The sequence below is a fragment of the Erythrobacter sp. JB1-15 genome (genome assembly GCF_057365035.1).
On sequence record NZ_CP200295.1, the window covers coordinates 2,212,860 to 2,226,075 of the forward strand.

The 13,216-nt window shown below is 60.1% G+C and carries 13 protein-coding genes and 1 pseudogene; 5 read left to right on the forward strand and 9 right to left on the reverse strand.

Annotated elements, in window-relative coordinates; translation table 11 throughout:
- Positions 1 to 72: 72 nt before the first annotated feature.
- The gene (gene truA, locus AC0V6L_RS10625; RefSeq protein ID WP_486154243.1) at positions 73 to 828 is read right to left on the reverse strand and encodes a tRNA pseudouridine(38-40) synthase TruA; all 756 of its coding nucleotides are present in this window, start codon (positions 826 to 828) and stop codon (positions 73 to 75) included.
- A pseudogene (fmt, locus tag AC0V6L_RS10630) lies at positions 825 to 1,795 on the reverse strand (methionyl-tRNA formyltransferase). The gene truA and the pseudogene fmt overlap by 4 nt, the downstream one beginning before the upstream one ends.
- Positions 1,796 to 1,847: 52 nt before the next feature.
- Here fmt and recR point away from each other — a divergent pair.
- The 4 genes from recR (at position 1,848) to AC0V6L_RS10650 (ending at position 5,519) form a co-directional block, all read left to right on the forward strand.
- Positions 1,848 to 2,444: a recombination mediator RecR gene (gene recR, locus AC0V6L_RS10635; RefSeq protein WP_486154244.1), complete on the forward strand. Its 597-nt coding sequence runs from the start codon at positions 1,848 to 1,850 to the stop codon at positions 2,442 to 2,444.
- A gap of 228 nt (positions 2,445 to 2,672) precedes the next feature.
- Positions 2,673 to 3,245 carry a peptide deformylase gene (locus AC0V6L_RS10640; RefSeq protein ID WP_486154245.1) on the forward strand — a complete coding sequence of 191 codons (573 nt, stop codon included), beginning with the start codon at positions 2,673 to 2,675 and terminating at the stop codon, positions 3,243 to 3,245.
- Between the two features lie 236 nt (positions 3,246 to 3,481).
- The gene (locus tag AC0V6L_RS10645) at positions 3,482 to 4,981 is read left to right on the forward strand and encodes a DNA recombination protein RmuC (protein WP_486154246.1); all 1,500 of its coding nucleotides are present in this window, start codon (positions 3,482 to 3,484) and stop codon (positions 4,979 to 4,981) included.
- 88 nt (positions 4,982 to 5,069) lie between these two features.
- Entirely contained in the window at positions 5,070 to 5,519 is a 450-nt protein-coding gene (locus AC0V6L_RS10650; RefSeq protein ID WP_486154247.1) for a hypothetical protein, read from the forward strand.
- An 85-nt stretch (positions 5,520 to 5,604) separates the two neighbouring features.
- On the opposite strand, the gene AC0V6L_RS10655 is transcribed toward AC0V6L_RS10650, so the two are convergent.
- The 7 genes from AC0V6L_RS10655 to AC0V6L_RS10685 form a co-directional block, all read right to left on the reverse strand.
- The gene (locus AC0V6L_RS10655) at positions 5,605 to 6,420 is read right to left on the reverse strand and encodes a TrmH family RNA methyltransferase (RefSeq protein WP_486154248.1); all 816 of its coding nucleotides are present in this window, start codon (positions 6,418 to 6,420) and stop codon (positions 5,605 to 5,607) included.
- A gap of 35 nt (positions 6,421 to 6,455) precedes the next feature.
- The gene (locus AC0V6L_RS10660) at positions 6,456 to 6,734 is read right to left on the reverse strand and encodes an HPr family phosphocarrier protein (protein ID WP_486154249.1); all 279 of its coding nucleotides are present in this window, start codon (positions 6,732 to 6,734) and stop codon (positions 6,456 to 6,458) included.
- 25 nt (positions 6,735 to 6,759) lie between these two features.
- Positions 6,760 to 7,200 (reverse strand): PTS sugar transporter subunit IIA, encoded by a 441-nt coding sequence (locus tag AC0V6L_RS10665; RefSeq protein WP_486150588.1) that lies wholly within the window; start codon positions 7,198 to 7,200, stop codon positions 6,760 to 6,762.
- Between the two features lie 78 nt (positions 7,201 to 7,278).
- Complete coding sequence (rapZ, locus tag AC0V6L_RS10670; RefSeq protein WP_486154250.1) at positions 7,279 to 8,235, reverse strand: RNase adapter RapZ; 957 nt, start codon at positions 8,233 to 8,235, stop codon at positions 7,279 to 7,281.
- 70 nt (positions 8,236 to 8,305) lie between these two features.
- The gene (locus AC0V6L_RS10675) at positions 8,306 to 8,806 is read right to left on the reverse strand and encodes an HPr kinase/phosphorylase (RefSeq protein WP_486154251.1); all 501 of its coding nucleotides are present in this window, start codon (positions 8,804 to 8,806) and stop codon (positions 8,306 to 8,308) included.
- On the reverse strand, positions 8,751 to 10,343 hold the full coding sequence (locus tag AC0V6L_RS10680; protein WP_486154252.1) for a sensor histidine kinase: 1,593 nt from the start codon (positions 10,341 to 10,343) through the stop codon (positions 8,751 to 8,753). The genes AC0V6L_RS10675 and AC0V6L_RS10680 overlap by 56 nt, the downstream gene beginning before the upstream one ends.
- Positions 10,336 to 11,172, reverse strand: a complete 837-nt coding sequence (locus AC0V6L_RS10685) for a response regulator transcription factor (RefSeq protein ID WP_486154253.1) — start codon at positions 11,170 to 11,172, stop codon at positions 10,336 to 10,338. The genes AC0V6L_RS10680 and AC0V6L_RS10685 overlap by 8 nt, the downstream gene beginning before the upstream one ends.
- A gap of 397 nt (positions 11,173 to 11,569) precedes the next feature.
- Between AC0V6L_RS10685 and AC0V6L_RS10690 the strand changes: the two genes are divergently transcribed.
- A complete protein-coding gene (locus AC0V6L_RS10690) occupies positions 11,570 to 13,177 on the forward strand; it encodes a phosphoenolpyruvate carboxykinase (RefSeq protein WP_486154254.1) in 1,608 nt (535 codons plus the stop codon).
- Positions 13,178 to 13,216: the final 39 nt, after the last annotated feature.

Genomic DNA, 13,216 nt, shown 5'->3' on the forward strand with positions numbered 1-13,216 from the left:
AAGTCCTCTCTTTGTGTTGATACAACAGCTAGGCGCGCTGCCACGCATTGGCCAGCGTGACGTTACGTAAGCTCAATCGGGATAGACGGCTTCGACAAAATAAAGCCCATGGGCAGGGGCATTGTGGCCCAAGGCCTGCCGGTCGCGCGCGGCCAATGCCTCGCCAATGCGGCTTTCTGCCCAAGTGCCTGTGCCAACCATTTTAAGGCTTCCCACAATGCTGCGCACTTGATGGTGGAGGAAACTGCGTGCAGCGACATGGACGTGGATTTCGTCGCCATGAGGCCCGGCGGCGCGCACGACATCGACCTGATCAAGGGTTTTGACAGGGCTTTGCGCCTGGCATCGGACGGATCGGAACGTGGTGAAGTCATGCTCGCCGACCAGGGCCTGGGCGGCGCGGTGCATCGCCTCTGCATCCAGTTCGGGCGCGACTTGCCAGACGCGGTTGGCATCCAGTGTCAGCGGGCTGCGGCGGTTGGCGATGCGATAAAGATAACGCCGCCCGGTGCACGAAAAGCGGGCGTGCCAGTCATCAGCGACAATCTCGCAATCGGTGACAGCGATAGGGTTGGGCCGCAAATGCGCGTTCAATCCCTCCATCAAACGAAACGGCGTCAGGTCTTTTTCAACATCAATATGGCTGCGCATGGCGAGCGCGTGAACGCCCGCATCGGTGCGCCCGGCGCTGAGCATTTGCACATTCTCGCCCGTGATCGCATGGGCCGCCTCTTCAACCGCGCTTTGCACACTGGGCCCATGCTTTTGCCGCTGGAGGCCCATGAACGGCGTGCCATCAAATTCGAGAGTGAGCGCAAAGCGGGTCACGTGAGAATTGTTCCGGCGTCCACGCCGCGCCCGCGCAGGAAATCGGCTCGGTCCATCGCAGGTTTGCCCGCGCGTTGCAGGCGCAAGGGGCGGATTGCGCCGGTCTTGCAGGCGATTGAAAGGTCGTTGTCGAGCACTTCACCCGGGTGTGATCTCCCGCGAAGGCGGAAGCCTCCTTCATCCTGCGCAAGGTCCGCGCCTTCGCGGGGGCTCGCAAGAGCCTCGGCCAACAGCACTTTCACCCGCTCGCTCTCTTCTCCAGAACCCAGTTCAAACCAAGCGCCAGGGAAAGGTGCCAAGCCTCTGATTTTACGCTCGATTGCCTCGGCGTCCTCGCGCCAGTCAATGCGCGCCTCAGCCTTGTCAATCTTGGGTGCGTATGTGGATGCTGCGTCATTTTGCGCCTCGGGGGGAAGGCTGACAATTCCTCCAAAACCTCCACCACGGCACCCGCGCCCATATCGGCCAGCTCGCGCGTCAAATCGCCTGTGGTTTTGCGCGCGATAGGAGTGCGCACAGTGTGCAGCATGGGGCCTGTATCCAATCCCGCTTCCATCTGCATGATCGTAACGCCCGTTTCCTCATCGCCTGCCATAATCGCGCGGTGAATAGGCGCAGCCCCGCGCCAGCGCGGTAGGATGGAGGCGTGGATATTGATGCAGCCATGCGTGGGCGCATCGAGCACCGCCTGTTTCAGGATCAGCCCATAGGCGGCCACCACCGCAACATCAGCGTCAAGCGCGGCGAACGCGGCCTCCTCCTCGGCAGGTTTCAGGCTCTTGGGTGTGCGCACGGTCAGCCCCAATTCCTCTGCCTTGGCATGCACAGGGGAAGGGCGCAGTTTCTTGCCCCGGCCCGAACGGCTTGGCGGCTGCGAATACACGCACACGATTTCGTGCCCAGCATCGCGCAGAGCGACCAGCGCGGGCACTGCGAAATTCGGCGTTCCCATAAAAACTATGCGCATAAACCCAGCCCCAAGCTTTGTTACCAAGCCGCCAGCCCCTATCTTGCACCCCATGGCATCGCAAGAGATTGAAAGCTTATCGCAAAGTCTGGCCCGGCTTCCCGGCCTTGGGCCGCGCTCTGCCAGGCGCGCGGTTTTGTGGCTGGTGAAGAACCGCGCGACCGCGCTGCCCGCTTTGCTGGAGGCGCTCGACGCGGTGTCGGAGACGCTGGTGGAATGCTCGGTGTGCGGCAATATCGACACATCGGACCCCTGCGGCATTTGCACCGATCACCGCCGCGATGCGCGGTCTTTGTGCGTGGTAGAGGATGTGGCCGATGTGTGGGCGCTTGATAGGGCAAAGCTGTTTCAGGGGCGCTATCACGTGCTGGGCGGCAAGCTGTCGGCGCTCGATGGGATCGGGCCGGAAGACCTTAACATTGCAAGCCTGCTTAACCGGGTTTCAGACGGCGCGGTCGATGAGGTTGTGCTGGCGATGAATGCCACTCTCGAAGGGCAAACAACCGCGCATTATCTGGCGGAGCGCCTAGAGGAGCACAAGGTTCGCATCACCCAATTGGCGCACGGCCTGCCCGTGGGCGGAGAGCTGGATTATCTGGATGAGGGGACGTTAGCGCAGGCGCTGCGAGCGCGAAGGCCGGTGGGGTAGTGGCGTGCTTGTTGGGTGCGGTCAGGATATCCATCCTGACCTTGGTGCCTTAGCCACCCGCGCCCTCCACCCTTCCACCCGGATCGTACTCCGGAGTGATCATCCGGGTGGAAGGGTGGAGGGCGCGGGTGGCTACGGCACGTGAGCAAAGCGAACACAAGCAAGCTACTAACCCAACCAACAACTCCCCACCTTGAGCTTTCGCGCCGCGCACACTAAATCACCTTCATGGCTATCCGCGAAATCCTAGAAGCGCCCGATCCGCGCCTGAAAACTGTTTCTGTTCCCGTTGAACCCGGTGAATTCAATGATGAGCTTAAAACGCTCGTCGATGATATGTTCGAGACGATGTATGATGCGCCCGGCATCGGCTTGGCCGCTATTCAAGTGGGTGTGCCCAAGCGCTTGCTAGTCATTGATCTGCAACCCGAAGACCCCGATGCAGAGCCGGTGGAATGCGACCATGACGGCACCAAGCACACGCACCCGGCAACCAAGAAAGAGCCGCGCGTGTTCGTAAACCCGGTTATCCTTGATCCGGCAGAGGAAATGTCGACCTATCAGGAAGGCTGCCTGTCCGTCCCCGAAATCTACGCCGATATAGACCGCCCGGCGACTTGCACGGTGCGCTATCAGGATTTGGACGGAAACACTCACGAAGAGGCGTTGGAAGGCCTGATGGCGACGTGCCTCCAGCATGAGATGGATCACCTGGAAGGCATTTTGTTTATTGACCACCTGTCGCGGCTAAAGCGCGGCATGGCATTGAAGAAGCTAAAGAAACTGCGGGCGGCAGCGTAGTTGTTGCGAACGCGCCTCCGCGCGTTCGTCCTCGCTAGACGTGCAGCATGGCTGCACACGCTATATTCTCTGCGGGCGGGCTGGCGGTCGCCCTTGCGGCTGCTGCGCAACCGGAGATAGCTGTTAACGTCATCCTGAACTCGTTTCAGGATCCATCACCGGCGCAAATCCATCCGATTTGGTGGAAATCCAACCGCGCGCCCTTGTTCTTACTATGTTCCGTGCTATGCAAAAGTATGGAAAACCCGATTCTCATCATCGCAATATTGATCGCGGGCCTTCTCACAGGCGGCATTGCTGCGTGGTTTTTCGCCTCGCGCCCGGTGGCGGATTTGCGTGCTCGGCTTGATGCTCGCGAGGAGGAGTTCAAGCGCGCAGCGGCTGAGCTTGGCCATGCGCAGATTGAGCTGTCTGCGGCGAACGAACGGGCAGGGCGCGCCGATGGGCTGGCCGAGCAATTGGAAATGTCGCGTGAAGAGCGCGCGCAGCTCGCAGAACATCTGGCTGCGATGGAAAGTCAGGCGGAAGAACGGGCGAAAGCCTTTGCCGAGCAAAAGCGTGTTTTGACCGAGCAGCGCGAGGAATTACTCAATCAATTCAAGGCGACAGGGGCAGAGGTACTCAAACAGAATCAGGACGAATTCCTGCGCCGGGCCGAACAACGCTTCAAACAATCCGAAGAGACGGGCGAGGCTAAGATCAAGGCGCTGCTTAATCCCGTGGGGGAGCGGCTGGAGAAATACGAGCGGCAGGTCGAAACGCTCGAAAACCAGCGCAAGGATGCCTTTGGACAATTGCACGGCCTGATCCAGTCCATGCGCGAGGGGCAGGAAGAAGTGCGCCGCGAAGCGCAGCGTCTGGGCAATTCGCTCACCAATGCGCCCAAAGCGCGGGGGCGCTGGGGAGAGCGGGCTTTGCAAAACCTGCTCGAACAATGCGGGCTGGCGCAGCATACCGATTTTCAGATGGAGCATTCGGTCGATACCGAGGAAGGCCGACTGCGGCCCGATGCGATCATCAATGTGCCGGGGCAAAAGAAGCTTGTGATCGATTCCAAAGTGTCCTTGAACGCCTATCAGGCCGCGTTCGAGGCGGATGATGATGACACCCGCAAACGCGAGCTTGAAGCGCATGCCAAATCGATGCGCGGTCACGTTCAGACCCTGAGCGCGAAAAGCTATCAGAGCCAATTTGAAGAAGCGCCCGATTACGTCATCATGTTCATTCCGGGAGAGCATTTTGTGACCGCTGCTTTGGATGCAGACCCGCAATTGTGGGATTTCGCGTTTGAACGCCGGGTCTTGCTGGCCACACCCACCAATCTGGTGGCAATTGCGCGCACGGTTGCGCAGGTTTGGCGGCAGGATGGGCTCGCCAAAGAAGCTCAGGAAATCGGGCGGATGGGGGCAGAGCTTTACGGCCGGCTTGAAACGGCAGCCCAGCACCTCAAACGCATGGGCGGCGGGCTGGAAAGCGCGGTCAACAATTACAACAAATTCGTCGGATCGTTTGAACGCAATGTGCTGTCATCGGGCAAGCGCCTAGCTGAAAAAGGCGTCGAGATCGGCAAACGCGAGATCGAAGACGTCCCGCTGGTGGAAAGCGCCCCCCGCTACAACGCCGCCGATGCAGCCGATGTGGATTCCGGGGATGCGGATGCAGCGGCGATTGAGGCCGAAGACCATACCTCTGCGCAAGATTTCATGCTGGCGAGCGACACTGACGCGGCGCAATAGTTTGCACCGCCCCATTTTCCTATTGGGGATATCGGGCTAACCACACCCCAATTTTCCTACACGCGCCATTTCTGCTTCATCCTGGCAGATGGCAAAACATCCTGCACATTCGCGCCGCCGCAAACCGCATTTCTTTCGCCCTGTGCCTGTGCGTGCTCGCCCCGATGGGTGGAGCGCGGTGCGTCAGGCGCTGTTCCTCGCTGAGCTTTACCTGTCGGGATCGGTCACCACCGCGGCGCGGCGCGTGGGGATGAGCCGAATGAGCGCTTATCGTCTGCGCAAACGCGGTGATGCGGTGAGCTTTGCGCGGGCATGGGACCATGTCTTGTCGCCGCCGGGCACTGGCCGATTGCCGGGCGTTCCTGCCAATTGGCAAAAGGTTACACAATCTGAACTGATGGAGCGGATCGAAGAAGGCTTTGTGCAGCCCGTTCTGTATCGCGGAAAAGTCACCCAGATCAGGCGCAGGCCCGACAATTCCGCCGTTTTGCGCTTTTTGAAACGCTCTGATGCGCGCATCGCGAGAGGGGGATTGTGAGCAGGCGGCGCGGCCCGGCAAACTTTTGCAAAACCCCCGTCACCGGTCCATGTCTCGGTATGGAAAAGGGGCCGGAATGGCGGCCTTAGGGCTCCAGACTGGCCAGCACTTCATAGGCAAGCACCGCACCCGCCATCGCGGCGTTGAGCGAGTCGGCCCGGCCGCGCATCGGCATGGTGACGCGCAGATCGCATTCCGCTTCGTAGCTTTCGGGAAGCCCTTGCGATTCGTTGCCGACAAGGATGAAGCAGGGCGATGCGTAAGGCGCACCGCGATAGGGGACGGCATCGCGCAAGGACGCGGCGACAAGCTGCCCCGATCCCTCGCGAAGCCATGGTACAAAGGCCTCCCAGCGGGCCTGCGCGATGGTTTGGGTGAACACAGCGCCCATGCTCGCGCGGACGGCTTCGGCGCTAAAAGGATCGGTGCAGTCGTCGATCAGGATGAGCCCGCCAGCGCCAACCGCGTCTGCGGTGCGCAGCATGGTGCCCAGATTGCCGGGATCGCGCAGGTCTTGCGCCACCAGCCAGATGGGGGCGGCATGGCGGTCAACATGGTCAAGGCTGGTCTCCCACTCCTCAAACACGCCGAGCACGGTTTGCGGGTTCGACTTGCCCGTGATCTTGGTAAGGATGTCAGGCGTTGTGGTGATGACATCGCCGCCTGTGTCGAGCACCGCGCTCTCCAACTGGTCAAGCAGCGGATGCGGGGTGCGCCCGCTCTGCTCTGGGGCGACCATGATCAGCTCTTTGGGAAGCCTGCCGCTGGCGCGCGCATCCTCGAGCAGCCGCAGCCCTTCGACAAGGAACTGGCGCGCGCGGCGGCGATGCTTCTTGTCGCGCAGGGACCGCCAATACTTGACGCTGGCATTGGAGAAACCGGTGATATGGGTGCGGGTCATCGGATCATGCACGGGCGAAGGGGGAGGCGCGCGTGCTACTCCTCGCCAAAGCCATCTTCGACCAGGGCAACCAGATCGGCGAGCACCGCGTCCGCGCCATCGCCTTCGACGATCAGTTCGATATCGTGTCCCTTGGCTGCGCCCAGCATCATCAGACCCAGGATCGAGCCGCCCGCTGCCTCGTTGCCATCCTTGGCAACGCGCACTTTGACGGTGTCTGGCAAAGCGGCAACCGCGCCCACGAACTTGGCGCTGGCGCGCGCATGCAGGCCGCGCTGGTTGACGATAGTGACAGTCTGGCGATGCGCGGTCATGGCTTTGGTGTCGTCCTGTCCGCGATCAGCCTTTGCCGCCAACAGCGCGCTCGGGCTCGCAGCTCGTGTCGCTTGCCAGCAGCTCGCTGGCGACGGTGATGTAGTTGCGCCCGGCGGTTTGCGCGGCTTCAACCGCGTCTGCGACCGGCATGACCTTGCGCGCGCCGGCAAGTCGGATGAGCATGGGAAGGTTGATCCCGGCGATTACCTCGACTTTGCCCTTATCGAGCAGCGAAATCGCCAGATTGGACGGGGTGCCGCCAAACAGATCGGTGAGGATAATGACCCCTTTGCCTGCATCGACATCGCCGATAGCATTCGCGATGTCAGCGCGGCGCTCTTCCATATCGTCATTGGGGCCGATGCACACCGTCGCCAGCGCATCCTGCGGGCCAACGACATGCTCCATCGCTTGCACGAATTGCTCAGCCAGGCGGCCATGCGTTACCAGTATCAAACCGATCATGTGAGAAATGAAACCCGTTACTACCTTGCAAGGACACGCCCGAAAGCGTGTGGCTTTGTTCGTATTGGCAATTGCTGTTCAGCGGCGGTCGCGTTCGATCTCGTCAGCGGCGCGGCTGCGCAAATTGCGATGGCGGACAGTGGGCGAAAAGCCAGCATCGCGCAAGCCTTGGGCCATGCGTTCAGCGGTAAAGACGGAGCGATGTCTCCCTCCGGTACACCCGAAAGCGACGTGGACATAGGCTTTGCCTTGCGCTTCGTAGCGGGGGAGGAGATCGGTCAACAGGTCGCGGATCTGGTTGAAAACCGCGTGAAAAGCGGGGTCGCTCTCGATATGCTCGCCCACGGGCGCATCCTTGCCGGTCAGCTCGCGCAGGCCATCGACCCAGTGCGGATTGTCGAGAAAACGCATGTCGAAAACCAGATCAGCAAGCGGCGGCATCCCGCGCGCAAAGCCAAAGCTGGAGACGGTGAGCGTCATTTCACCTGCCTGCTCATCGGAAAACTGGCTGCGAACCTGCTGTTGCAGCTCATTGACGGCAAGCGCGCTCGTATCGACCACGATATCGGCCCAGCGGCGCAGCGGTTCGAGCAGCTCGCGCTCTGCGGCGATGCCGTCATGCACGGGGCGGCCCTGCGCCATGGGATGGCGGCGGCGGGTCTCGTTATAGCGCCGCTCCAGCTCAGCGCTGGCGCAATCGATGAACATGAAAGTGACCGCCAGATCATCGCGCTCGGTCAAGTCCTTAACCAGAGCGATGATGTCGCCCGGGACAAAGCCGCGGGTGCGCGAATCGAAGCCGATGGCCATGGGGGTGCGCTGCGGATTGGCCTGCTGTTCAGGCTTTGCGACAAGCCGTTTGAGCAGGCGCACTGGGAAATTGTCGATCGTCTCCCAGCCCAGATCCTCCAGCACATCGAGCGCGGTCGATTTGCCCGCTCCCGAAAGGCCGGTGACAAGCAGGAGCCGCTGGCGATCTTGCGCCGCGCCGTGCCCTGCCATGTTGGGAGCAGAAGGGGTGGTTGGCTGGTCCATACCGCATGCTACGACCTGACCGCGATAGCGCAAGGCACAATCGCGTGAGCGGTTCAATCAGATGTCCAGCTCAGATGCCGTGCATGCGCAAAGCCCAGCGAGCCCTTGCGGCAGGCGCCCAAGGGCCAGGTGTGAAAGGCAGCACGGGAATGGGAGCGCCGAGCAGCGTGCGGGCGGTGAGCGCCTCGGGCAGCCGTTCGCCCTTTGGCTCTGGCGACCTTTCAAGCTGCAGGATCAGCGCGGCAGGCACGCCGGCGGCGGTTGGCAGCGTGACCAGTCCAACCCCGCGGATCTCAAGAAGGCCAGCGATATTGGGAGGCGGGGAGGCGAGGGTTTGTCCCTGGGGAGAGCGCGACAAACGCACGCCGTCATCCCCGATCAGGACCGCGCCATCCTCTATCAAGGCCAAAGCCAGCGAGGATTTGCCCGAACCCGGCTCGCCTTCGATCAAAACGGCGCGGCCATCTATCGCAACGGCAGTGCCTGAAAAGATCGTCTCTGCCGTCATGGCGGTATCAGCCCGATTGCGCAGCGGGCAGGCGCAGAACGAGGCATGCTCCGGTCTTGCCATCCGCGCGGGCTTCTGCGCTCAGCGACCCGTCATGCGCCTCGGCAATGGCGCGTCCTATGGCAAGGCCGAGGCCGGAATGGTTGCCGAAATCCTCGCCTTCCGGGCGGAGCGAGTGGAACCGCTGGAACACCTTTTCGCGCGCATCTTCGGGGATGCCGGGGCCGATATCGCACACTTTAAGGACCACCCATTCGCCATCATTGTCGATCTCAACATCAATCGGTGCGCCGGGCGGAGAGAACGACACCGCATTGTCGAGCAGGTTTTCGATGACCCGTTCAAGCCGCGCCCCAACGCCCATCACATAGGCGGCAAAACCGCGCGCTTGCAGATCAATCGGGCGGCCTGCGTTTTCCGCGCGGTTTTCGCGGCTGCCGATGATTGCGCGGACCAGGTCGGCAATATCGATCCGCTCCAATGTGGCGCGCGACATTTCGGCATCGATCCGGCTGGCATCCGAGATTTCAGAGACCAGCCTGTCAATCCGGCGCACATCATGCGTGGCGATCTGAATCAGTTCGTCGCTCAGTTTCGGATCGTCCACCCTGGGGAGCGATTCAATCGCGCTGCGAAGGCTGGCAAGCGGGTTTTTGATTTCGTGTGCGACATCCGCAGCAAAGCTGTCGACCGCATCAATCCGCAATCGCAGCGCGCCCGTCATATCGGAGAATGCCCGGGCAAGAAGGCCGATTTCATCGCTGCGCTGGGGCAGGCGCGGCACTTCAACCTCGCGCTCGCGTCCCTGGCGAACGCGCATCGCGGCTTTGGTCAACGCGCGCAAAGGCGTGACTATGGTGCGCGCCAGAAACAGCGACAAAAGGGCCGAAGCGAACAGCACCAGCATCACAGCAAAGCCAAGCGCAGAGCGCGCTGAGCGCACGCGTTCTGTGATATCGACCGGATTGCGAACTGTCAGCAGAGTCGCGCCGTTCAATCCGACAGGGGCCGCTGCGGTGATGACGGGGCTGCCATCGGGCCAGTCATACAATGTAATCTGGCTCAAACCCTCTTCACGAGCGCGGGCGAGTTCCGGCCAGGCATTGGCTTCCATGGCTTCAGGTTCGATGTAGTCGGGCACGGGTTCAGCGCTGACAATGGCGCTGACAGTGTCATCAAGCCAGCGCGCTAATTGCTGATCCCAGTCATCATCGGTGATATCGTTGAATTCAAACGCGGGCTCATCGAGAGCAAAACTGTCCGCAATCATCGCACCATCGGCATCGAACATGCGAAGGCGCAGGCTTTGCTCTTTGCCGATCTGAACCAGCAACGCCTCTTGGCGCTCCAGAGTGGCACCGGCCAAGGCCTCGGCGGTGATCTGCGCTTCGATCCGCGCCAGTTTGAACCGTTCATCGATCAGCTGGTTGCGATAGACATCAAGGTAGAACAGGCCGCCGCCCAGAATTGCCAGCGGCAAGATATTGACGACCAGAATGCGCGCGGTCAGCGCAAATCTGCCGGTGGTAGTCAATTTCTCCGGTGGCCGGACCGCTGGCGTCGGATCATCGGCAGTGTTTGAGGAACAGGTATCAGCCATCGGTGAAACTGTAGCCGGCCCCATACAATGTATCGATTGCACCGAATTCGGGATCAACCACGCGGAATTTGCGCCGCATCCGCTTGATGTGGCTGTCCACTGTTCGGTCATCGACGAAAATGTCGTCGGGATAGGCTGCGTCCATCAACTGGTTGCGACTTTTAATGACGCCTGGCCGCGCAGCGAGAGCTTCGAGGATGAGAAATTCGGTCACCGTCAGGCTGACGGGACGATCATTCCACGCGGCATAATGCCGAGCAGGATCCATGTAGAGCCGGCCGCGCGCGATAATGGGATGCGACGCATCTGCTTCGCTGGGTTCATTACCAAATGTGCGTTCGGGATCTGCGCGGCGCAGGATCGCTCTGATCCGTGCGGTCAACAGGCGCAGGCTGAACGGTTTTGCGATGTAATCATCCGCGCCCAGTTCCAGCCCTGCTTCCTCGTCGCTTTCATCATCTTTGCTGGTGAGGAAAATCACCGGGAGGGCGGAGTGTTCGCGCACCCTTTGCAACAATTCCATGCCATCCATCTTAGGCATTTTGATATCAAAAACAGCAAGATCAGGCGGGTTTTCAATAAGCGCTTTCAACGCTGCTTGCCCATCGGAATACAACCGTGTCACAAACCCTTCGGCCTGAAGCGCGATGGAAACTGTGGTCAGAATATTGCGATCATCATCAACCAACGCGATCTCGAACCGCTCATCGGTTTTTGCCGCGTCACTTTCGTTTGCATCACCAATCGCGGGTTGGTTTGCGCCGGTTGATTGGTCCGAATCAGGATTGCTCGAAAGATCATCGGGCAGGGATGATGATGTGGTGGCCATATGTTTGCTCCCAAGCCTCTTTATTCAGGGGCGGTTGAACCGGGTTAGCGCCAAGCGTTCGGCGAAACAATTGGCGTTTGTTCGCGATCAGTATGACCAAGGCGGACAACGATGGCTGAACGCGATCTCCCAAGCGGATGCCCCATGCCGATGTCCCAAAGTGGGGCGTATGCAATGGCGTCAAGTGCAACTCGCTATGCAGTATCGTCAATTCAACTCCTCTCAATTGGGTATCACTAGCCCATTTGAGCGGTTTACGCTGCGGCGGTGGGTCAGTATGCAAATGGCCGGATTGGAATCCAGCCATTAGCGAATCAGCGGCCATGCTTTCCCCCGGATCTTTGATCTGAGCATTTCTCCAATCCACAGCAAACGGGTTCGATGAAGGAGATTACGTTTGACACCGCTCGCCCAATCGCTGGCTTCGCAAGGCATCAATGCCGCCGCTGATATTCACCCCAATCTCGGGACCGCTGCTCTGGTTGAAGCTTCGCTCGCCAATGACGAAGGCGCTTTGTCAAAAGACGGCGCACTGGTCGTCCAAACCGGCGCGCACACCGGTCGCAGCGCGAAAGACAAGTTCATCGTGCGCGATGAAACGACCGAGGACACTGTGTGGTGGGGCAAAGTCAACGCGTCAATGACGCCCGAGCATTTTGCTGCGCTCAAAGAAGATTTCATGGCGGCGGTTGCCAAAAAAGACACTTTGTATGTCGCGGACCTGTTCGGCGGATCGCAACCAGAGCATCGCGTCAATGTGCGCGTCATCAATGAGCTTGCCTGGCACAACCTGTTTATCCGCACTTTGTTGGTGCGTCCCACTGCGGAAGAATTGGGCACGTTTGACCCCGAATACACGATCATCGACTTGCCGAGCTTCCGCGCTGATCCCGATCGCCACGGCACACGCAGCGAGACGGTGATTGCAGTGAACTTCACCGAAAAGCTGATCCTGATCGGCGGCACCAAATATGCCGGCGAAATGAAGAAAAGCGTTTTTGGCATTCTCAATTACCTGCTGCCGACCAAAGGCGTGATGCCGATGCATTGCTCTGCCAATATTGGCGCAGACCAGAAGACGGCTGTGTTCTTTGGCTTGTCGGGCACGGGCAAAACCACGCTTTCCGCTGATGCCAGCCGCACGCTGATCGGCGATGATGAACATGGCTGGTCCGACACGGCGGTCTTCAACTTTGAAGGCGGCTGCTACGCCAAGATGATCCGCCTGTCTGAAGAGGCAGAGCCGGAGATTTACGCCACGACCAAACGGTTTGGCACCGTGCTTGAAAATGTCGTGATGGACCCGTCAACGCGCGAATTGGACTTTGACGACAACACGCTCGCGGAGAACACGCGGGGCGCTTATCCGATCCACTTCATCCCAAACACATCTGAGAAAAACCTCGGCCCTGTTCCGGCCAATGTCGTGATGCTGACCGCCGATGCCTTTGGCGTGTTGCCTCCGATTGCGCGGCTTACGCCCGAACAGGCAATGTATCACTTCCTGTCCGGATATACCGCCAAAGTGGCCGGCACCGAAATCGGCGTGACCGAGCCTGAGGCGACTTTCTCAACCTGCTTTGGCGCGCCGTTCATGCCGCGCCACCCAAGCGTATACGGCAATCTGCTGAAAGAACGCATCGCCAAGGGGCAGGTCCAATGCTGGCTGCTCAACACCGGGTGGACCGGCGGTAAATACGGCGTTGGCAACCGGATGCCGATCAAGGCGACCCGCGCTTTGCTGAACGCGGCGCTGGATGGCAATCTCGACAATGTCGAATATCGCAGCGATCCCAATTTCGGATTTGATGTGCCCGTGCATGTGCCCGTTCTGGCTGAGGCGGGGATCGATCAGACCATTCTCGACCCGCGTAGGACATGGGCCGATAAAGGCGAATATGACACGGCTGCATCCAAGCTTGTGCAATTGTTCATCGACAACTTTGCTGAGTTTGAAGCGCATGTTGATGAAGGCGTTCGTCAGGCGGCACCTGCGGCGGCCTGATAATCAGGTTTCTCTTTGTAAAGGCCTCGCACCAAGGCG